This window comes from Pseudarthrobacter sp. RHLT1-30-1 (assembly GCF_059383415.1).
In genome coordinates this window covers 228,383-248,918 of sequence record NZ_JBWZCG010000001.1, presented here as the reverse complement: position 1 = coordinate 248,918, position 20,536 = coordinate 228,383, and the positions used below count along the sequence as shown (strand labels likewise).

Sequence of the window (20,536 nt, the reverse complement as noted above, 5' to 3'; positions counted from 1 at the left end):
ACGTTACAAAGAGACCTGGACGCTATCGCCCGGCCGTGTCCCTATCAGCGGTCAGCAAGTGTCTCCGAACCCGGCGACAACACCCCCCCGGATCATCAATGACAGGGCGAGAAAGTCATACCGGGTCCAGCGACCAAATCCCCGGCCTTCGTGGACCCAATAAATGTAACGGGGTGGCTGACGGGAAGGGGCCGGCCGGGGCGGACGCTTTCACTGATTCTGCAGAAGCTAACGGAAACGGGTGTGGCCCGTGTAGTCATACTTCCCGTTGCTGGCTCCAGCCGGGTGCTATCGGGCTATGTTGGGGGTATCCGTCGCAGGATTCTGGCGGGGCTATTGGGGGCGTTATGGATTATCAGCGGACTTTCATACGGACACATCGCGGCCATGCCGTCGGGTTGGCAAGGAGCGGGGGGGCGGGCCGCGAGGAATCGGGGCTTCCGTCCTGCGGGGTTGCCGTTTCTGGTTCGTTGGGTACTCGCGGTCGCGTCGGCGATATTGCTGGCTGGCCTGGTGGGATTTGCCGTCGCGCAGCAGCAGATCGTTGACCGCGGGCTCCAGGACTCCTTACGGAACTATGGGGCGCTGGCGGAGGAGCTCGAACAAGCCTTGGCTGCTGATTCGGACCTGACGGTTCAAGATGCGGCCGTCGCTGCCGAATTGGACCACATCCGGCACGGTTACGGCACGGTATATGTCGGGCTGTTCGCCTCGGATGGTCGACTGTTTGCAGAGTCCGGGAAAGAGGCCGGCCGGACCAGGGCTGATCCGGCGCGGCTCGCCGAAGTGGCATCCACCGGCACGGCGGCGATCGAGACGGAATCTATCGCGGGGGAGAACGGGCCGGGTGAGGCCTACGAGTTCTTCATCCCCGTGTCGGCACCGGGAGGAACACTCGTTTTGAACATCGACCAGCACCCGGACATCATCGCGGAGATGGTCGCTGACCTGTGGCAGCGCGAGGTGCTGGGGCTGTTGCTTGCCGTGCTGTGTGCGCTGCCGCTGTCGTACTTTTTTGGGGGCCGGACCCTGCACCGGCGTCATCTACTGGCCAGGCGCGAGGCCGACGAGGATGCGCTGACGGGGCTGGCCGGCCGACGGCCTTTCCGGCCGGCGCTGGAGTCGGCACTGACGCGCATAACGGAGGCTCCGGTGACGCTGGCCCTGCTCGACCTGGACAATTTCAAGCGGATCAACGACCGTCTGGGGCATAGCCACGGCGACCGCGTCCTCACCGGATTTGCCGACTCCTTCGCGGAACTGCGCTCTACAGACATTGCTTTCCGACTCGGCGGGGATGAGTTCGCCGTCATTCTGCCCGGCCGCAGCGAACATGGGGCCGTCGAGGCGCTGGAGCGGGTCCGGACCGCCCTAATCACGAGGTTCCCCGGCGTGACCTTCAGTGCCGGCATCGCTTCCAGCACCGCGGCGGATCCGGCTGCGCTGCAGGAACTGTGGGAACGTGCCGACGCTGCACTTTATGAGGCAAAGCGGCGGGGACGCCGCCAAAGCGTCACCTTTCAGTCCATGGCTGCGGGCCACACCGTCAGCGCCGAAAAGATCGAGGCCCTGACGGCGCTGGTGGCCTGCGACAGCCCCATCACGGTGGCCTTCCAACCGATTTGGGACCTGCGCCTCGGTGTGGTGCTGGCTCACGAAGCCCTGCTGCGGTTACCAACGGAATCCCCGATCTCTGGGCCCCAGGAGGCCTTCGAACTCGCCGAACGTCTCGGACTGGCCGCGATACTGGACTCCCGGGCGCGCAGCGCCGTACTCGAGGCGGTGAAGGCCCGGGAGTGGGCAGGCCTGCTGTTCATCAACATCTACCCCGACGCCTTGACAAACCTTGACATCGCAGCCCTCACGTCGGACCTGGCCGCGGCCAGCCTCGAACCGGAAGATATTGTCCTGGAGGTCACCGAACAAGCCGGACTCGACCACCCCGAACCGATCCGCAGCCTTACCCGGGCGCAAGAGTCGGGTTTCCGGCTGGCCCTCGACGACATGGGCCGGAGCAACGCCGGACTGCGCGGGCTGACCCTTGTCCGGTTCGACATTATTAAGATCGACGGAGAGGTCATCTCCCGGCTCGGCACCGACCCCTCTTCGGCGGCCACAGTGGCCGCGGCCATGACGTTCGTTGAACAGACCGGAGGGTGGATCGTAGCGGAGGGCATCGAAGAGCAACGGACGCTCACCGCCCTGCTGCAACCCGGACATGCCGGCGCAGCACGGAAGACCGTGCTCGCCGGGCAGGGTTACCTGCTGGGCAGGTTGGCCCCGCAGCCGGTCGGACTCGACACCCACCTGCCAGTACTGGACAACCACCCGTCCCATGCCGAAACGGACGATCTTGACGCCGGCAGGGCCATCCACGGAAAACCCTAGCCCCCGCCCGAGGCCTCCACTGCCCCGGTGCCTTGTCAGGTAAAAATGGGGATCGAAGTCCGCCGCTGAGTCAGTCCAGCAGGACTGTTCGTCCGGCCAGCCTGCCCGCAGATGTGAACCTCTAAGCGGTGGGCCGCCGGGGAATCCCGGCGCGTGTAGCGCTGTCCGGAAAAGTCGGATAACCGGAGCGACGACGCACTCCAGTCGGACCTTCTTTCTCACAGGATTCGTCAGGATGCGGGCCGTGGTTAGCCTGCTCCCAGGAAAGGCGCCTGATCTGCTGCCTTGACCATCCAGGACGGACGCCGGCCCGGTGGACGCGGCCCGCCCCTCACGGCCTGTGCAGGAACTCCCGCACCGTAGCTACGTACCCCGCGGTTCGCGTTGCCATCACTCCGTGGCCCGCCCCCGGGAAAAGACGGACCTCCGCGGCAGGATAGAGGGCGCGGAGCGCAGCGCGTGCCTGGGGCGAGAATGCTTCGTCTTTCTCCGACTCGATCAGCAGCACGGGGGCCGGCGGCATCGCCGGCGTTGGGATCCCCGGGCCTGAGGCCGGCAAATGCGCGAATTCGTTCATCTCCCGCAAGCCGGAGAGCAGATCATCCTTGTCCAGCTGGCTGAGGACGTCCGAAAGCAGCGACTTCCAGAAAACCGCGTCCGCCTGTGATTCCGGGACAAACCAGCGGCGCCAATTCCATCCGGTCAACGAGCGCACCGCGTTTTCCGGAAGGACAGCCAGCAACCGGATGAGGTACGGAAGTAACGGAAGCGGGGTTACGCCCGGGCCCCCGGTGTTCGCGAGCACCAGGCGCCGCACACGGTCGGGATGCCGGCGGGCGAACGCCTGGGCCACAAAGCCGCCGAAGGAGGAGCCCAGCACATCCGCCCGGCTGACGCCCTCGGCATCGAGGATCGCAGCGAGGCCGTCCGCCAGCCCCGCGATGCCGGCGCCGGCGGGGTAGGCCGGCGCGATGACGCGGAAATCCCGTTCCAGCGCCTCGATCAGCAGCAGGTACATGTCCGGCAGCCTTGTCCCTCCGGAGGGCAGCAGCACCGTTTGCTCTCCGGCGCCGCCGGCAAGATAGCGCCAGCGCAGCCCGCCGACGTCGAGCGTTCGATACCGATGGCTGGCACGGAAAGCGGCAAGCCGGGCATCCAGTGTGGCGGGCGGCCCGGCTGACCGGTCTGCCGGGCTGCTGTTCGGCGCCGGACGGTGCGGCGGGGCGGCAGCGCTGTCGCCGGGTCCCGCGGGAGGACGTCCGTCGAGGAAGCGTCCGCCGACGTCGGCGTATTCGGCCGGGTGGGTGACGGCCGCCAAGTGGCCGCCTGTGGCAAACACGTAGGTCCGGGCGCCGGGATAGGTTGCCAGCAGAGTTTCGCGTTCGTGCGGGGTGAAGCCGTGGTCATCGGAGGCTGCGATCACCAGTACGTCCTCGGGACGTTCGAAGGCCGATGTGGCGGCGTATTGGTCCTGGTGTGCTGCCAGACCCAGCAGTGCTGCCAGGCGGGCCAGGGCTGATTCCTTGGTGTGTGCCGCGAAAAGGTCCTCCGTGTAGGCCGTGAGGAAAGCGCGCTCGTTTTCTTCCGCCCCGGCAACAAGGCGCGTCATCCGCCGCCGGTGGAAAGCGGCGAGGGCGGTTTTGGGCAGCATCGAGAAGAGCCGGACGAAGGCGCCCACCAAGCGGGTGTGACCGGGGGTGTAGAGACCGAACCCGGACAGGATGAGCCGGTCCACCCGCCGCGGATAAAGGCGTGAAAAGGCGTGCGCGACGCCGGCTCCGAGGGAGTGGCCGAAAACGCTTGCGGACCGGATGCCCTCGGCGTCGAGTATGGCCGCGACCCCTGCCAGCAGTTCGGCCATGGTTCGTACCGGGGGATAGGACGGTGAGATTACGCGGAAACGGGGTTCGAACGCGCTGATCGTGCGGAACGCGGAATCGCCGAAGGAAAAGCCGCCGCCGAGGACGAGAAGGGCTGGCCTTGCATCCTCTGCCGCCGTTGAGGGGCCCGTGGCGGGGCTGTCGGCTTCTGCCGGTGCGCCCGGAGTGGCGGGACCGGCAAGGTACGTCCACTCGACGCCGCCGACCGTCAGCGAGCGGTATTGGTGGGTGGCACGGAACGCCCGGAGACCGGCATACCCGTCCATGGATCCTCCCGCTGGCTGGCCTGATAGGAGGGAGAGTACGCCGCCGCTTCCGGGCACCGCAACCCGATGCGTTACCGGCCGGGTCGCTGCGGTGGCCGGTCAGCGGGGGGAAGCGTCAGCACATGCGGTACCAGTGCCGCAACGCGGCTGCGGGCCCGAAAGGCGAGAACCTCATCTCCCGAGCGCAGTAAGGCACTGCTGCGCGTCCCAGCCAGCGTTCAGCCCGAACGCCTTACGAGGATGAATGCCTGGGCTTGGGTTTCGACTGTCCGCGGTTCCCGCGTCAGCTCGGCGGCGATCGTGAACCCGTGGTGAATGAAGTGTCCCGCAGTCGCGGCGGGATCGTGCAGATAGGCGGTGAGCGCCACGTCATGGCCATAGGCCCGGTCGAGCGTTCGGTGACCGGTACCCGCCTGGAAGCCCACGAGGACGTGGCCGTCGGCGCTGGTCACCCGGGCCAGCTCTGCGATGACAGCCGGCAGCTGGTGCGGCGGAGTGTGAATGACCGAGTACCAGGCCAGGACACCGCGGAAATGCTGGTCAGGATAGGGGAGTGCGGACAGGTCTCCGATTTGGAAGCGACGGCGAGGGTGGGCGGTGCGGGCCTGCTCGATCATGGCTCCCGACAGGTCCACCCCTTCAATGTCCGAAAGTCCCAACGACTCTAGGTGGGAGATCATCCGGCCGGCACCGCAACCGGCATCGAGGATGCCGGCGTCGGGAGTCCCGGCTGACACGGCGTCAGCGAACTGCCGAACCATGGCCAGATCCAGCGCCGACTCAAACGACACGTCTGCGAGCAGGCGGGCGTACGAGGCGGCGACCGTGTTGTACGCCTCGCGGACAGAATCAGTGGCGCTGCCGGCGTTCATACCCTTCAGGAGGCCCTTGTGGCTATGGCGGCGAGTCTGACGTCGTCCTCTTGTCCCGCCCAGGTGCCGGTCAGCTCGAGCTCGACGCCGGGCTGCCCCGCCAGGTCGAGCTGCCGGACGACGAGGAACTCCAGGGATGCTGTTTCGATCAGCGTGCCGGCGGCCGCGTTGCGGGGCGTGGCCGAAGAGATATCAGGAGCGGCATCCTGCTTGGGCCCGGTGCTTTGCACGGAGACCGACCGGGGCATCAGGTGTTGTGGTCCCTCTACTTCGAGGTACTGCTCCGCCTGGGGCTGGCACAGCATAATGCTGGCCGCCAATGCTGCCACATAGATGGGATCGGCGCAGGCATCGTAAACCCACCTGGCACCGAGGACCGAGTGCTGCATTGTTCCGACTAACCAAGCTTCCGCGCCAGGCAGGGGCTCGGCCCGGTACGAAAGGGGTACCTGAAGGGTGGCACTCCCGGCGGAGACGATGATCGTCTCCATCCCGACCTGGCCGGCAGGATCATCGAACCGGTACGAGCCCACTTTGCGCAGTGCCGCCGTGCCGGACTGCGGAAACCAGGGCTGGTGGGGCAGCCATGCTTCGAGGAGTTCGAGTTTCGTCGGCTGCAGTTCTGCCGCGTGGATGATCGCCATGGCCGCAAGCATAGCCGGGAAGGCGGGAGCCGCCGTCGACCGGACCGTGCCCCGGCTCGACTGTCTTGATGCGTCTTGATGCAATAGGCGATTCCTGCCCTAAGCGGCACCCTTGTCGGGGGCAGGTACTAGTGTGGTCACAAAGAGAAGGGGGAGTGCCTCATGGAATACCAGAATCCTCAGCCCGCTGCGCCGCCGGTCACCACGCCGATGCCCGGCGGGGGCAGGACCGTCATTTCCGAAGCCGCCGTCGCGAAGGTCGCAGGCATCGCCGCCCGCGCGGTCCCGGGCGTCTACTCTCTGGGGACCGGCCCGTCCCGCGCGCTCGGGGCGTTCCGTGACGCCGTCGGCAGCTCGGACCACGCCGCCGGTGTCCGCGCCGAGGTCGGCGAAACCCAGGTGGCCGTCGATATCGATTTGGTCGCGCTCTACGGCACACCCCTGCACGCGCTCGCGGACCAGATCCGGGCCGCAGTGTATACGGCAGTCGAGGAGCTTGTTGGGCTCCAGGTCATCGAGGTCAACATCGAAATCACCGACGTCTACGTGCCCGGCCCGCCGAAGTCAGGCGCCGCGGCCGAAACCCGGACTGCAAGGGAGGCCATCCAGTGAATCTCACGGTTGTAGGGATCGCCATGGGCGCCTTCGTGGCGTTCATGTCCTTCCAATTCGGCGTCTGGGGATTCCTCGGCGCCCTGCTTTTCATGGGGATCGGAGCCCTGCTGGGCCGTGCCGCGGAAGGGAAACTGGACCTGCGCAGCGTGCTTGACGCCCTCACGGGCCGGCGTTCCTCCTCATGACCGGCACGGCTGGTGATGTCGCCGCTCCCGCGAGGTCAGGACACACCAGGATCAGCACCCAGGCACTCACCAGCGTGGCGCGGGCTGCCGCGGCGGAAGCCCTCGGCGTCACGCCGCACGAGATTCGGGCCGAGTGGTCCGACGACGACGGCCTGCTGGCGCTGTCGCTTGTCTCGCCCATTGCTGTCCCCTCGCTGACAGCAGTCCTGCGCGACCCCGGACGCGTCGGGATCTTCGGCGGCTCCGTCTGGGACCGGGCCGTGGCCGCCAAGGCTGAGATCCTGCAGCGCGTGTCCGAGGTGAGCGGTTCCCGGCTGAGCCGGGTGGATATCCGCATCAGCGGCGCAAGCATGAGTGAAGGAGGGCGTGTCCATTGAGCCACCGTACCGACCATGATTCCAGCCACGCCCGCCACGTTCCGCCTGCTCCCGAGGCCGCACCTTCGGCAGCACCGTCGACCGGCAGCCCCGCGGGCAGCACGACCGGCAGCCCAGCAGGCAGCCCCGCAGGCAGCTCGGCCCCTGCGGAGACCGGGGTCGCGGGCATGGAAGCAATCCTCAAACGTGAGACTCACTCCTCGAGGGCCGTGCCGTCGATCATCGCCGCCGTTCTCGTGATCGCTTTTTGTGTCTACGCCCTCCTGGAAACCGGGGTCCGGGCCATCGGACAGCCGCCCTGGCTCGTGGATCCGCAGACGGCGGCCGACCGGGTGGTGGCGCTCCCGACCGGGGTCCCGCCGCTTCTGCTTGGTGTCATTGGCGCGGTGTTGGTGATGGCCGGGCTGTTCTTTTTCCTCAACGCGGTACTGCCCGGCCGCCGGGCCCGCCACCTTCTCCGGGACCGGCGTGCCGCCGTCGTCGTGGACGACGAGGTGATTGCCTCCGCCCTGGCGCGCAGGGCCCGGGTCGCGGCCAATCTGAGTCAGGAACAGGTGATGGTGACGGTCTCCCGGCAGCAGGTCCAAGTCAACGTCCGGCCCACCTCCGGCGTGCCGCTGAGCCCGGATGCCGTCCGTGCCGCCGTCGAGGATGAACTCCGGGACATGGGCCCCACCCCCGCACCGGACGTGCGGGTGAACGTCACGTCGGCAGGGGTGATCGGCGCATGAACGGCACCCCTCGGATCCTCAACCGGATCCTGATCGGCGTCCTTGGGCTCAAGCTCCTCGCCATCGGAATCCTGCTCATCCTGCTCGCGGGCGTTCCCGCCGTCGGGCGCTGGTGGCAGGGCTGGTCCGCCGGCGTGTGGAGCATCTGGCGTGACGTCTTTGAACGCACGCGTTTCCCGGGACGTGCGGAGAGCTGGCTCTGGATTGTGGCCGTCCTGGCCCTGCTGCTCGTCGTAGCCGCCATGGTGGCTTGGGCCGCCCAGCAGGGCAAAGGCCGTGCCAGCCTGCTCGTGTCCGAAGAGGATCCCGGCGAAGTGCCCGGAAACGTCCGGATCGGCAGCGGCGTGGCCGAACAGGCGCTCCGGGCTGCCCTGGCCGACCGTCCGGACCTGGCCGGCATCACTGTCGCAACCTACGAGTTCCGCGGCGAACCTGCCCTGAAAATCAGGATCCAGCCGCGCCAGGGCGTCGCCCCGCACCGACTCGCGGCTGAGGTGTCCGGCCTGGTGGAGGCCCTCGACGCCGCGCTCGGCAAACGCACCCCGGTGCTCATCCATATCGCCGCCGGTGCGCGGTCGAGGTTCGGGCGGGCCGAGCGGGTCCGCTGACCCTGCAGTGTGAGCTTTCGGCAACAAGCACGGGGCGGCTTCTTGAGGGCGCCAGCAGGGCCGCCTCCGCTGGAATGGCACGGAACGGCGGGTAATTCTGTTGGCAGGGCCACGGTCTCCTTTGCGTAAAGGTTGTGTGTAAACGCTTGCATTCCTCACCGGATGATGATTACCGTGATGGGCACCACACGAACGCACCGCTGCTCCAACGCCGATCTCTACCCAGTCAATGAGGAGTTTTCCGCATGAAGAACCGCAACTATTTGATGCCCGTCGCCACGTTCGGGGTTTTGGCCTTATCCCTGACCGCCTGTAGCGGATCCAACGGCGGCTCCGGCACCACCGGCTCTGCAACGGGCACAGACTGCGCTGCATATTCCAGCTACGGCAAGCACGACGGCAAGACGGTTTCCGTTTATTCGACCATCGTCGATATTGAAGCGACCAACCTTGAAGCCGCTTGGGAACCCTTTGAGAAGTGCACCGGCATCACGGTGAAATATGAAGGCAGCAAGGAATTCGAGACCCAGATCGGTGTGCGCGCCAAGGCCGGCAACGCCCCGGACGTCGCCATTTTCCCGCAGCCCGGACTCATGGCTGACCAGGCAAGGGCCGGCAACCTGAAGGAAGCCCCGAAAGCCGTTTCGGACCTCGTCGACAAGAACTGGTCGGCCGACTGGAAGAAGTACGGAACCGTCGACGGCAAGTTCTACACGGCCCCTATGCTGGCCAACGTCAAGGGCTATGTCTGGTACGCACCCAAAACATTCAAGGACAAGGGCTGGGAAGTCCCCAAAACCTGGGATGAGATGCTGACTCTCAGCAAGAAGATCACGGATGACAAGGCGATGAAGGCGTGGTGTGCGGGATTCGAGTCCGGCGAAGCGACCGGCTGGCCGGGCACGGACTGGATTGAAGATGTTGTCCTCCGGGCCGAGGGCCCCGAAGTCTACGACCAGTGGGTCAGCCACCAGATTCCCTTCAATGATCCCAAGATCGTCAGCGCCTTCGACAAGACCGGTGAAATCCTGCTCAACCAGGACTTCGTCAACGGCGGCTTCGGCGACGTACGGTCCATCCTGACCACCGGCTTTGCGCAGGCCGGCCAGCCCGTGCTGGACGGGCAGTGCGCGATGCACCACCAGGCCAACTTCCAGGCCGCCAACTGGCCGGCCGGGACCGTTGTCGCTCCGGACGGCGATGTCTGGGCGTTCATGACCCCGCCGATCGACGCCAGCAGGGGCGAATCCATCACCGGTGGCGGCGAAATGGTAGGCGCGTACAAGGACACCCCGGAGGTGCAGGCGTACTTGGCCTACATGGCCAGTGCTGACTTCGCCAACAACCGCGTGAAACTGGGCGGCGTCATCAGTGCCAACAAGGGACTCGATCCGAACAACGCCCAGTCCGAACTGGACAAGCAGTCTGTCAAGCTCCTTCAGGACCCCAAGACGGTATTCCGCTTTGACGGGTCTGACCTGATGCCCGGCGCAGTCGGCTCGAACTCCTTCTGGAAGGGAATTGTCACCTGGATTAACGGCACGCCCTCCCAGCAGGTCGCCGACACCATCGAATCCAGCTGGCCCAAGAGCTGACGCAAAGTGCGCTGCCTTCCTGCGTAAGACGTCTTAGGCAGGAAGGCAGCGTGTTCTCTCGCACTCACAGATCCACGGACACCTCGGAGGATGGGCTATGGAATTTATCGGAGGGAAACTCCTACAAGTAGTGATTGCCCTGGCGGTCTTTGCCGCCATTATTGGACTAATCATGCTTGTGGTGGACAAGGCCCCAAAATCGTCAAAAGACAAACTGACCGTCATCGGCTTTCTGGCGCCGGCGGCGATCCTGATGCTGGTGGGTCTTGTGTATCCGGCTATTCAGACCTCGTTCTTCGCTTTTACTGATGCCAAGGGCCAGCCGAACGGCGTCGAAAACTTCGTCTGGATGTTCACCCAGCCGGAAGCGCTGGTGACGCTCAGGAACACGATCGTTTGGACCGTCCTTGTGCCATTGTTGTCGACAGGATTTGGCCTTGCTTACGCCGTGTTCATCGACAAGGCGCGCGGCGAAAAAGTGCTGAAGGCCTTAGTGTTCATGCCGATGGCTATCTCCTTCGTTGGAGCAGGCATCATTTGGAAACTTGTCTACGACTACCGGGGTCCCGGAATTGAACAAACAGGCGTACTGAATTTCCTTCGCGTTGCCATGGGGATGCAGCCGAAGCAGTTCCTGCTGGATGCGCCGGAGAACACGATCTTCCTGATTATTGTGATGGTCTGGATTCAGACCGGATTCGCCATGGTCATTCTGTCGGCCGCTATTAAGGGTGTGCCCACGGAACTGGTTGAGGCCGCCCGTTTGGACGGGGCGAACCCGTGGCAGCAGTTCCGCAACGTAACCGTTCCCGGAATCCGCGGGGCACTGGTCGTGGTGCTGACCACCATCACGATCGCGACGCTGAAGGTCTTCGACATCGTTCGGACGATGACAGCCGGAAATTACGATACCTCCGTCATCGCCAATGAGATGTATACGCAGGCCTTCCGGGCCGGTGAACCTGGCCGCGGTGCGGCTCTCGCCCTTGTGCTGTTCCTGCTGGTCCTGCCCATCGTGGTGTACAACGCCCGCGTCCTTCGTCAGCAAAGGGAGATCCGATGACCGCCACCCCAGTTCCGGACGAGGCCTCCGAAGCGACCCGTACCCGACCCCGCACCGAGCCGGGCATCACCGAATTGCCCGGGGATGCCCCTCCGATCATGCGAAGGGTCAGGCAGAAACTAACGTCACGCTGGGCCACGGCGGCGGCTCTGCTGATCGCCGTCGTCTGGACGGTGCCGACGTTCGGCCTTTTTGTCTCGTCGTTCCGCCCGGCCCCGAAACAGGTCGGACCGCGCTCGGACGGGTGGTGGAACTTCTTCGGGGACTGGCAATTCACGTTCCAGCACTACATTGATGTGACCGCCTCGGCGGGTTCCCAGTCACCGAATTTGTCTCAGTACTTTGTGAACTCACTCGCCATTGTTATACCCGTCACCCTGTTCATCCTGGTCCTGGCGTCCATGGCGGCCTACATCTTCGCCTGGGGAAAGTTCAAGGGCAAGGACGGTCTGTTCATTTTCGTCTTCGCCCTGCAGATCATCCCGTTGCAGATGTCCCTGATCCCGCTGCTCCAGCTGTTCACCCAGGTCCTTCAGCTGCCTTCCGGCTCCTACGCGCAATTGTGGATTGCCCACACGATGTTCGGGCTGCCTCTGGGCATCTTCCTGCTTCACAACTTCATCTCGGAGATCCCCGGCGAAATGATCGAGGCTGCCAGGGTCGACGGCGCGGGGCACACCACCATTTTCTGGCGCATCATCCTGCCACTGTCCGTGCCGGCGCTGGCATCGCTGGCTATCTTCCAGTTCCTCTGGGTCTGGAACGACCTGCTGGTGGCCCTCGTGTTCTCCGGCGGCACCGCTGACGTTGCTCCCATCACCCAGCGGCTGGCGGAGATCTCCGGCACCCGCGGCAACAAAGACTTCCTGAATCCCGCCGCGGCGTTCGTATCAATCATTGTCCCGCTGGCGGTCTTCTTCGGGCTGCAGCGGTACTTTGTCCGCGGCCTGCTCGCTGGTGGGCTCAAGGGCTAACCATGCCGATGCCCAGAACTGCACCAGGGCACAACTGAAACGCGGGGTCACTCAACGCCCATCCCGAGGGGATTTATGGGCCGTAAGTGACCCCGCGTTGCCTGTAGAGGGGTGTGGGTGGCGTGGGGCGGCCCAGTTCAAGCAGGGCTGCGGAGGGCCGCGAGGTGCCTCCGCAGCCAGTCGACAGGGGGATACGGTGGCAAAAACAACAGACAGGGCGCAGCGCGGCGGCCACTCCGGCGTCAGCATTGAGGATGTGGCCGCTGCCGCCGGAGTGTCAACCGCCACCGTGTCCCGGGCCGTCCGCGGCCTGCCCAGGGTATCGCCGGCCACCCGGGAGAAGATCCTGGGAATTGCTGAGGCCCTGGGCTACGTGGCCTCGTCCTCGGCGTCCGGACTGGCCACCGGGCGCACCAGGACCATCGGGGTGCTGGCACCGTTCGTCAGCCGCTGGTATTTCTCCAAGGCCATCGAAGGCGCGGACCGGGAACTGCACGCCCGGCAGTACAACCTCTCGCTGTTCAATCTGGGCGGCCACGGCAGCAACCGTGAACGGCTCTTCAGCAAGACCATGGTCTACAAGCAGATCGACGCGCTGCTGGTACTTTGTATGGCGCTGACGCATGAGGAGATCCAACACCTGCAGAAAATCGACATCCCGCTGGTCGTGGTCGGTGGCCATGTCGAGGAATGTCCGTACATCGGGATCGACGACTACGCCGCAGCCGCAACAGCCGTTCGGCACCTGATCGACCTCGGCCACACCGACATCGCCCTGCTGCACGGTGATGACGAAACCGACCTCAACTTTGACGTACCGCGGGTCCGGATCAAGGCCTTCCAGGACGTGATGGCGGAAGCCGGCCTGGACGTTCGGGAGGAGTGGGATGAATTGGGGGATTTCACGGTCCGCAGCGGCCAGGAGGCCTTCCGCCGGCTTTGGGACCGGCCCGGGCCGAAGCCTACGGCCATCTTCTGCGCCTCGGACGAGATGGCGATGGGGATCATCTTCGAAGCCAGCAGGGCCGGGGTGCGGGTTCCGGAGGACCTGTCCGTGATCGGGATCGACGACCACGACTTTTCGGAGGCCATGGGCCTCACCACCGTCAGGCAGCGCCCGGACGAGCAGGCCGAACTGGGCACGAAGATGCTTCTGGACGAGCTCGACGGGATCACCGGGGCGGTGCGCTCCACGGTCGCCCCGCACCAGCTGATTGTCCGGACCACGACGGCGCCACCGCGGTAGCGCTGACAAACTGCTCCCGAAAACCAGCCGTCAGGAAGCGCGGGCCAGCTGCCGGATCGGGACCCAGCGGGAGGCCAGCCGACGGTAGGCCGCGGCGGCGCCGGTCATGTCCCCCTCGGCCAGGCACTCAATGCCAAGCCGCACATCCATGGGTGAGTCGTCCGGGTAAACCTTGTCCGCCACCGCGCCGTAATCCAGTTCCACCACCGAGCCCGGGTGGAAGAGCTCCAGCCACTCGGTGAGCTGGGTCAGATCCTCCAGCATGTCCAGATCCGGCGCGGCAAGGGCCAGATGGGCCACCGCATAGCGGACCCGCTCCAGGGCCTGGGCAATGTTCGCGCGGATGCGCACGGTGACAATGTGCCCGTCGGATTCCACCACGTCCGTGGGGTCCGATTCCTGGAACAGGCAGAACCAGCTGAACGGGATGCCCCACGTGGAGGCCCGCGTATGCACGCGGCCCAGCCCGGCGTGCGCCTGCACGTCATTGATGCGCTCCTGGTGCCTGTCACGCTGTTCTTCCGGGATCAGCAGCTGGGCCAGCGGCCCATGGATGCCCTCCATCAGGGCGTTGGCGGCCAGTCCGGCCCGGAGCACCAGCTGGCTCGGGCAATAGAGCAGGTGGTCCGGTTCCCCGAGGGCAGGGGTCCCGGCAGGGGTCCCGGTCGCGGAAGCCGCGGCGCCGCCGTCGTCGGCGGGCGCCGCCCGGGGGGTGCTGTTCGGGCGGGCAGCGAGAACCCGGACCAGGTCCGTGGCCCCGGTGGGGAACGGGTCGCCGCCCGGGCGGGTGATGCGGCCCAGCGAGGCGAGCAGTTCGGCGTTTTCGACCGCCGCGCGGGACGGGCTCCCGGCTGCGGCCGCGCGCAGGGCCGCCTGCTGCTTCTCCGGAAACGCCTCCAGGGGTTCGTAGATCCGCAGCGCGGAGGAGAACGGGAGCCCGGCCTGTCCGCGGTAGAGATTGCCTGTCACGGGATCACCGGCTTCCCTGGGGGACGCTCATCAGTCGCTCAATTCCACGATTACCGGGGCATGGTCCGAGGCGCCCTTGCCTTTGCGTTCCTCGCGGTCGATCGCGGCGCCGGTGACCCGGGCAGCCAGGGCGGGGGAGGCGAGGGCAAAGTCGATCCGCATGCCCTCCTTCTTCGGGAAACGCAGCTGCGTGTAGTCCCAGTACGTGTAGACGCCGGGGCCGGGGGTGTACGGCCGGACCACGTCCCGGAATCCGACGTCCTCAAAGGCGTGGAACGCTGCCCGTTCCGGGTCGCTGACGTGGGTGAGGCCCGCGGAGCGGAAATAGTCGATGTCCCAGACGTCGTCGTCCTGCGGGGCGATGTTCCAGTCGCCCATCAGGGCGATCTGGGCTTCCGGGTCGTCCCGGAGGATGCCCTCGGCGTGCGTCTTCAGTGCGTCGAGCCAGCCGAGCTTGTACGGCATGTGCTCATCGTCGAGTGCCCGGCCGTTGGGGACGTACAGGCTCCAGACCCTGATGCCGCCGCAGGTGGCGCCGATGGCGCGGGCCTCCTGCACGGCGTCCTTGCCGTTCTTGCCGAAGACCGGCTGGTCCAGGAAGGTGCGCTCGACGTCGTCGAGCCCCACCCGCGAGGCGATGGCGACGCCGTTCCACTGGCTCAGGCCGTAGTGCGCCACTTCGTAGCCCATGCTCTCGAACAGCTCCCAGGGGAAGTTGTCGTCCTTGCACTTGGTTTCCTGGATGGCCAGGACATCACAGTCGGTGCGCTGAAGCCAGGCTTCAACGCGGTCGGCACGGGCGCGGAGCGAGTTCACATTCCAGGTAGCTATCTTCACACTCCCTAACTTACCGAACTTGGCCGCCGGACGGCTGCCGCCCGGACGCGGCCTCTGGAATTTAGTAGGAAGTCCGAGTATATTCGGGAGCAGAAGATGGTGTGGGTCACACGCGGCCCCGCCGTCACTTCGGGCAATCACACGGTGCAAAGGAGCATTCCATCATGGTTCGCGAGCTATCCCACTACATTGACGGTCAGCATGTTGAAGGCACCTCGGGGCGCTTCAGCGATGTCTACGATCCGTGCACCGGCGAAGTCCAGGCAAGAGTGCCGCTCGCCAGCACCGAGGAAGTCCGCAACGTGATCTCCAACGCGGAAAAGGGCCAGCTGGAATGGGCGGCCATGAACCCGCAGCGCCGCGGCCGGGTCCTGCTGAAGTTCGTGGACCTGGTCAACCAGAACCTGGACGAACTCGCCACACTGCTGTCCTCCGAGCACGGCAAGACGTTCCTGGACGCCAAGGGCGACATCCAGCGCGGCATCGAGGTTGTGGAATTCGCCGCCGGCGCCCCGCACCTGCTCAAGGGGGAATTCTCCGACAGTGCCGGAACCGGTGTCGACGTCCACTCGATGCGCCAGCCGCTCGGCGTCGTCGCCGGCATCACGCCGTTCAACTTCCCGGCCATGATCCCGCTCTGGAAGTCCGGTCCCGCCCTCGCCGCGGGCAACTCCTTCATCCTCAAGCCCTCCGAACGGGACCCCTCCGTGCCGCTGCGGCTCGCCGAACTCTTCACCGAAGCCGGCCTGCCGGCCGGCGTCTTCAACGTTGTCAACGGCGACAAGGAAGCGGTGGATGCGCTGCTGGAGGACCCGAGGGTCCAGGCCATCGGCTTCGTCGGCTCCACCCCGATTGCGCAGTACATCTACGCCACCGCGGCCGCCAACGGAAAGCGCGCCCAGTGCTTCGGCGGCGCCAAGAACCACATGGTCATCATGCCGGACGCCGACCTGGACATGGCCGCCGATGCGCTGATGGGCGCCGGCTTCGGCTCCGCCGGTGAACGCTGCATGGCCATCTCGGTGGCCGTGCCGGTCGGCAAGGCCACCGCTGATGCGCTCGTTGCCAAGCTGGAGGAGCGGATCGCGGCCCTCAAGGTCGGCCACAGCCTCGCCAAGGATTCGGACTTCGGCCCGGTGGTGGCGGCTTCCGCCAAGGAGCGGATCGAGGGCTACATCCAGGCCGGCGTCGACGAAGGCGCCACCCTGCTCACCGACGGCCGCGGCCTCAAGGTCGAGGGCTACGAGGGCGGCTTCTGGGTCGGCCCCACCCTGTTCGACAACGTCACCAAGGACATGACGATCTACAAGGAAGAGATCTTCGGCCCGGTACTGAGTGTGCTCCGCGCGGAGGACTACGACGAGGCCCTGCGCCTGTGCAGCGAGCACGAGTTCGGCAACGGCGTGGCCATCTTCACGCGCGACGGCGACTCCGCCCGCGACTTCGCCAGCCGGGTCCAGGTGGGCATGGTCGGCATCAACGTCCCGATCCCGGTGCCGATCGCCTACTACACCTTCGGCGGCTGGAAGGCCTCCGGCTTCGGCGACCTCAACCAGCACGGCGCCGACGCGTTCCGCTTCTACACCAAGACCAAAACGGTCACCACCCGCTGGCCCTCCGGGATCCGCTCCGGCGCCAGCTTCGTGATGCCGGAAGGCAGCTGATGGCGGGCAAGCACGCCGGGGACAGCCCGTCCGAGGTGCTGTTCGAACGGCGCGGCCGGCTGGGCGTGGTCACGCTCAACCGCCCCAAGGCCGTCAACGCGCTCACCGCGGGTATGGCCTCGGCCATGCTGGAGCAGCTGACCCTCTGGGCGGACGACGACGCCGTGGCAGCGGTGCTGGTCCGCGGCGCCGGCGACCGGGGGCTCTGCGCCGGCGGCGACATCGTGGCGATCTACCGCGACATGCTCGACGGCGGCGACGCGACCGCGGACTTCTGGGCCGAGGAATACAAGCTGAACTCCCTCATCGCCGGCTACCCCAAGCCGTACATTGCCTTCATGGACGGACTGGTTCTCGGCGGCGGCGTGGGGATTTCCGCGCACGGCTCGGTCCGGATCGTTACCGAACGCACCCGGATGGGCATGCCGGAGACCACGATCGGTTTTGTGCCCGACGTCGGCGGAACACTGCTGCTCTCCCGCTCGCCGGGGGAATCGGGCACCCATGCGGCACTGACCGGTGCGCACCTGAGCGGCTCCGACGTGCTGTTCCTGGGCCTCGCGGACCACTTCGTTCCGTCCGGGAGGCTCGCCGAACTGGCCGGGGCGCTGGAGGGCGAGACGCCGGGGGCCGCCGTCGCGCGCTTCGCCGAGGACGCCCCGCCGTCGGTCCTCGCGGGGCAGCAGGACTGGATTGACGCCTGCTACTCCAGCGACGACGCCGAGGAGATCGTCCGCCGGCTGCGTGCGTTTGGCGGCGGGGCCGGCGGGGACGCCGCCGAAGTTGCGGACACCATCGAGGCCAAGTCGCCGACCGCTGTGAAGGTGGCGCTGGCCGCGCTGCGCCGGGCCAGGGGGCTCAGCCTGGAGGAAGCCCTCGAGCAGGAGTACCGGGTGGGCCTGCGGTTCCTCGCCGGGCCAGACTTCCGCGAAGGCATCCGCGCCCAGGTGGTTGACAAGGACCGCAACCCGCACTGGCAGCCCGCCACACTCGCGGAAGTCAGCCGCGGCGACGTCGAATCGTATTTTGCGCCGCTCGGCGACCGTGAACTGATCCTTTCGAAGGAGCGCGACAATGTCTGAACCCACCTTGTCTGAACCATCGCAGCCGGAAGCATCGCCGTCCGAACCGGGCCAGCCCGGGGCGAACACCGGCCTGATCGCGTTCCTGGGCCTGGGCCACATGGGCGGGCCGATGGCCATCAACCTGGTCAAGGCCGGCTACGCCGTGACCGGCTTCGACGTGGTGCCGGCCGCGCTGGAAACCGCCCGGGCGCACGGCATCACCACCGCGGACACCGCGGCCGAGGCCGCGGCGGGGGCCGCCGTCGTGCTGACCATGCTCCCCAGCGGCAAACACCTGCTGGACGCCTACCGCGGCATCCCCGGCCTGCCGGGACAGCCCAGCCAGCCGGGGCTGCTCGACGTCGCCACGCCCGGCACGCTTTTCCTGGACTGCTCGACCATCAATGTCGATGAGGCCCGCGAGGCTGCCGAACTCGCCGTCGCGGCCGGCCACCGGGCGGTGGACGCGCCGGTTTCCGGCGGCGTCGTCGGTGCCGAAGCGGGCACACTGACCTTTATGGTCGGGGCCTTGCCGGAGGACTTCGAAGCGGTCAAACCGATGCTGGAGGTGATGGGCAGGCGTGTGGTCCATTGCGGGGAGCACGGCGCAGGGCAGGCGGCGAAGATCTGCAACAACATGATTCTCGGCGTCTCGATGATCGCCGTCAGCGAAGCCTTTGTCCTCGGTGAGAAGCTGGGCCTGACGCACCAGGCGCTGTTCGACGTCGCCTCGGCGGCCTCGGGCCAGTGCTGGGCGCTGACCACGAACTGCCCGGTGCCGGGGCCGGTGCCCACGAGCCCCGCCAACCGCGATTACCAGCCCGGCTTCGCCGGAGCCCTGATGGCGAAGGACCTCAAGCTGGCGCTGAACGCACTGGAAAGCACGGGCGTTGCCGCCCGGCTGGGGCCGCTCGCATCCGAAATTTACGATACCTTTGCCGCGGAAGGCGGGGCGGGCCGGGACTTCTCCGGCATCATCACCGACATCCGGAACAAATCCGAACACTGACAAGTCCGGCAAGGACAAGTCCGAACGCCGACACGTCCGACCCGGGCGCGTCCGGCACCAATCATTTGCTGAACAGCAGCCGAGGGGACAGGCATGACAGGGCAATACACAAACATTCTGGTGGAGCGGCGCGGCCGGGTGGGCCTCGTGACGCTCAACCGGCCCGAGGCGCTGAACGCCCTCAACAAGGCCACCATGGACGAACTCGTGGCCGCGGTCTCGGCCATGGATACCGATCCCGAGGTGGGGGCGGTGGTGCTGACCGGCTCCGCCAAGGCCTTCGCCGCCGGCGCCGACATCAAGGAGATGCAGTCCAAGGGCTACATGGACATGTACGCCGCGGACTGGTTCCGGGGCTGGGAAGACTTCACCAGGCTGCGGATTCCGGTCGTCGCTGCCGTGTCAGGGTTCGCGCTGGGCGGCGGCTGTGAGCTCGCCATGATGTGCGACTTCATCATTGCCGGGGACAACGCCAAGTTCGGCCAGCCGGAAATTAATTTGGGCGTGCTGCCCGGAATGGGCGGCTCCCAGCGCCTCACCCGCGCCGTCGGCAAATCCAAGGCGATGGACATGATCCTGACCGGGCGCTTTATGGACGCAGAGGAAGCCGAACGCGCCGGCCTCGTCTCCCGTGTGGTCCCGGCCGCGGACGTGGTTGCGGAGGCTCTCAAGGCCGCCGAAGTGATCGCCTCCAAGTCCAAGCCGGTGGCGATGGTGGCCAAGGAAGCCGTCAACGCCGCGTTCGAGACCGGGCTGGCCCAGGGAGTGCTGTTCGAGCGGCGCGTCTTCCACTCGCTGTTCGCCACCGACGACCAGAAGGAAGGCATGGCGGCCTTCTCCGAGAAGCGCAAGCCGGACTTCACGCACCGCTGACCGCTCGCCGCGGGTCCATCACGTGACGCGTGAGCCATGCGGCGATGCGCCAACAGCTTTGTGGAGCGCCGACTGCTCTAAGACGCGAAAAAGCCCTGTCGCTGCCAATTCCGGTAGCGGCAGGGCTTTTGCGCGTCGCGGGGCCGTAGCCGCAGCGTCAATCCGTGCATAATACGCCGCGCCGGAGCCGTCCGGCAGCGTCAGGCCGCGCTGATCCCGAACAGTCCGATGATCAGGGCCATGACCATCAGGGTCACGAGTTCGTGGGCGCAGTTCAGTACCGTCAACCCGGCCGGGCGGCCCTCAAATGCGTCGTGCGTGATGAACCGGGCCGCGGTGAACCCGGCCCACAGGATCAAGGCGGTGACCAGGGTGTTGACCAGGAAATTGCCGCCATAAAAGTGCTGTGAGATAGCCGCTGACCCGGCGAGCACCCAGGCGCTGATGAAGCTGACCACCAGGGTGACCAGGATCGGCTTGACGGCGTCCTTGGCGTCCCCGCCCGGGCTGACCTTGGCGACGCGCATCCAGTAGTTGCCGAACACCTTCGGCGTGTACCAGACCGACCCGACGACCATGCTGGAGAGCGTGGCCAGCAGTACCGCCCAGATGTTGATTTCCGGAATCATGGCGTTCTCCTCAAGTGCAGGGATGGTTCTCCACGAAGTCTAGGGGA

20 protein-coding genes are annotated in these 20,536 nt (G+C 66.3%); 14 read left to right on the top strand and 6 right to left on the bottom strand.

Annotation, left to right across the window (positions count from 1 at the left end):
• Positions 1 to 513: 513 nt before the first annotated feature.
• The gene (locus tag AC50YM_RS01205; RefSeq protein ID WP_494955186.1) at positions 514 to 2,388 is read left to right on the top strand and encodes a diguanylate cyclase domain-containing protein; all 1,875 of its coding nucleotides are present in this window, start codon (positions 514 to 516) and stop codon (positions 2,386 to 2,388) included.
• Positions 2,389 to 2,719: 331 nt separating this feature from the next.
• Here the strand turns inward: AC50YM_RS01205 and AC50YM_RS01200 are convergent, their stop codons facing one another.
• From AC50YM_RS01200 to AC50YM_RS01190, 3 genes are all read right to left on the bottom strand, one after another.
• On the bottom strand, positions 2,720 to 4,534 hold the full coding sequence (locus tag AC50YM_RS01200; protein WP_494955185.1) for an alpha/beta fold hydrolase: 1,815 nt from the start codon (positions 4,532 to 4,534) through the stop codon (positions 2,720 to 2,722).
• Positions 4,535 to 4,752: 218 nt separating this feature from the next.
• A complete protein-coding gene (locus tag AC50YM_RS01195) occupies positions 4,753 to 5,406 on the bottom strand; it encodes a class I SAM-dependent methyltransferase (protein WP_494955184.1) in 654 nt (217 codons plus the stop codon).
• A 5-nt stretch (positions 5,407 to 5,411) separates the two neighbouring features.
• Positions 5,412 to 6,050: a CG0192-related protein gene (locus AC50YM_RS01190; RefSeq protein WP_494955183.1), complete on the bottom strand. Its 639-nt coding sequence runs from the start codon at positions 6,048 to 6,050 to the stop codon at positions 5,412 to 5,414.
• A gap of 162 nt (positions 6,051 to 6,212) precedes the next feature.
• Between AC50YM_RS01190 and AC50YM_RS01185 the strand changes: the two genes are divergently transcribed.
• The 9 genes from AC50YM_RS01185 to AC50YM_RS01145 all read left to right on the top strand — a co-directional run bounded on the left by AC50YM_RS01185 (position 6,213) and on the right by AC50YM_RS01145 (position 13,444).
• Entirely contained in the window at positions 6,213 to 6,662 is a 450-nt protein-coding gene (locus AC50YM_RS01185) for an Asp23/Gls24 family envelope stress response protein (protein ID WP_494955182.1), read from the top strand.
• Complete coding sequence (locus tag AC50YM_RS01180) at positions 6,659 to 6,850, top strand: hypothetical protein (protein WP_024367397.1); 192 nt, start codon at positions 6,659 to 6,661, stop codon at positions 6,848 to 6,850. The genes AC50YM_RS01185 and AC50YM_RS01180 overlap by 4 nt, the downstream gene beginning before the upstream one ends.
• Positions 6,847 to 7,227, top strand: coding sequence for a hypothetical protein (locus AC50YM_RS01175; RefSeq protein WP_494955181.1), 381 nt, complete (start codon positions 6,847 to 6,849; stop codon positions 7,225 to 7,227). Before AC50YM_RS01180 ends, AC50YM_RS01175 begins: the two co-directional genes overlap by 4 nt.
• A gap of 167 nt (positions 7,228 to 7,394) precedes the next feature.
• A complete protein-coding gene (locus AC50YM_RS01170) occupies positions 7,395 to 7,958 on the top strand; it encodes a DUF6286 domain-containing protein (protein WP_494955415.1) in 564 nt (187 codons plus the stop codon).
• Positions 7,955 to 8,566 carry a hypothetical protein gene (locus tag AC50YM_RS01165; RefSeq protein ID WP_494955180.1) on the top strand — a complete coding sequence of 204 codons (612 nt, stop codon included), beginning with the start codon at positions 7,955 to 7,957 and terminating at the stop codon, positions 8,564 to 8,566. Before AC50YM_RS01170 ends, AC50YM_RS01165 begins: the two co-directional genes overlap by 4 nt.
• Positions 8,567 to 8,811: 245 nt before the next feature.
• Positions 8,812 to 10,161 (top strand): ABC transporter substrate-binding protein, encoded by a 1,350-nt coding sequence (locus tag AC50YM_RS01160; protein WP_494955179.1) that lies wholly within the window; start codon positions 8,812 to 8,814, stop codon positions 10,159 to 10,161.
• Positions 10,162 to 10,258: 97 nt separating this feature from the next.
• Positions 10,259 to 11,224, top strand: coding sequence for a carbohydrate ABC transporter permease (locus AC50YM_RS01155; RefSeq protein WP_494955178.1), 966 nt, complete (start codon positions 10,259 to 10,261; stop codon positions 11,222 to 11,224).
• Positions 11,221 to 12,198 (top strand): carbohydrate ABC transporter permease, encoded by a 978-nt coding sequence (locus AC50YM_RS01150; RefSeq protein WP_494955177.1) that lies wholly within the window; start codon positions 11,221 to 11,223, stop codon positions 12,196 to 12,198. The genes AC50YM_RS01155 and AC50YM_RS01150 overlap by 4 nt, the downstream gene beginning before the upstream one ends.
• 196 nt (positions 12,199 to 12,394) lie before the next feature.
• Positions 12,395 to 13,444 carry a LacI family DNA-binding transcriptional regulator gene (locus AC50YM_RS01145; protein WP_494955176.1) on the top strand — a complete coding sequence of 350 codons (1,050 nt, stop codon included), beginning with the start codon at positions 12,395 to 12,397 and terminating at the stop codon, positions 13,442 to 13,444.
• A gap of 30 nt (positions 13,445 to 13,474) precedes the next feature.
• Here AC50YM_RS01145 and AC50YM_RS01140 read toward each other — a convergent pair whose 3' ends face one another.
• Positions 13,475 to 14,413, bottom strand: a complete 939-nt coding sequence (locus AC50YM_RS01140; RefSeq protein ID WP_494955175.1) for a DUF8083 family protein — start codon at positions 14,411 to 14,413, stop codon at positions 13,475 to 13,477.
• Between the two features lie 30 nt (positions 14,414 to 14,443).
• Positions 14,444 to 15,250, bottom strand: a complete 807-nt coding sequence (locus tag AC50YM_RS01135) for an exodeoxyribonuclease III (RefSeq protein ID WP_494955174.1) — start codon at positions 15,248 to 15,250, stop codon at positions 14,444 to 14,446.
• A 164-nt stretch (positions 15,251 to 15,414) separates the two neighbouring features.
• Here AC50YM_RS01135 and AC50YM_RS01130 point away from each other — a divergent pair, with 164 nt between their 5' ends.
• From AC50YM_RS01130 to AC50YM_RS01115, 4 genes are all read left to right on the top strand, one after another.
• Complete coding sequence (locus AC50YM_RS01130; protein WP_494955173.1) at positions 15,415 to 16,914, top strand: CoA-acylating methylmalonate-semialdehyde dehydrogenase; 1,500 nt, start codon at positions 15,415 to 15,417, stop codon at positions 16,912 to 16,914.
• Positions 16,914 to 17,996 carry an enoyl-CoA hydratase/isomerase family protein gene (locus AC50YM_RS01125; protein WP_494955172.1) on the top strand — a complete coding sequence of 361 codons (1,083 nt, stop codon included), beginning with the start codon at positions 16,914 to 16,916 and terminating at the stop codon, positions 17,994 to 17,996. Before AC50YM_RS01130 ends, AC50YM_RS01125 begins: the two co-directional genes overlap by 1 nt.
• Complete coding sequence (gene mmsB, locus AC50YM_RS01120) at positions 17,989 to 18,987, top strand: 3-hydroxyisobutyrate dehydrogenase (protein ID WP_494955171.1); 999 nt, start codon at positions 17,989 to 17,991, stop codon at positions 18,985 to 18,987. Before AC50YM_RS01125 ends, mmsB begins: the two co-directional genes overlap by 8 nt.
• A gap of 93 nt (positions 18,988 to 19,080) precedes the next feature.
• Positions 19,081 to 19,860, top strand: a complete 780-nt coding sequence (locus AC50YM_RS01115) for an enoyl-CoA hydratase (RefSeq protein WP_494955170.1) — start codon at positions 19,081 to 19,083, stop codon at positions 19,858 to 19,860.
• A 200-nt stretch (positions 19,861 to 20,060) separates the two neighbouring features.
• On the opposite strand, the gene AC50YM_RS01110 is transcribed toward AC50YM_RS01115, so the two are convergent.
• Positions 20,061 to 20,489, bottom strand: coding sequence for a DUF1761 domain-containing protein (locus AC50YM_RS01110; protein ID WP_494955169.1), 429 nt, complete (start codon positions 20,487 to 20,489; stop codon positions 20,061 to 20,063).
• Between the last annotated feature and the right edge of the window lie 47 nt (positions 20,490 to 20,536).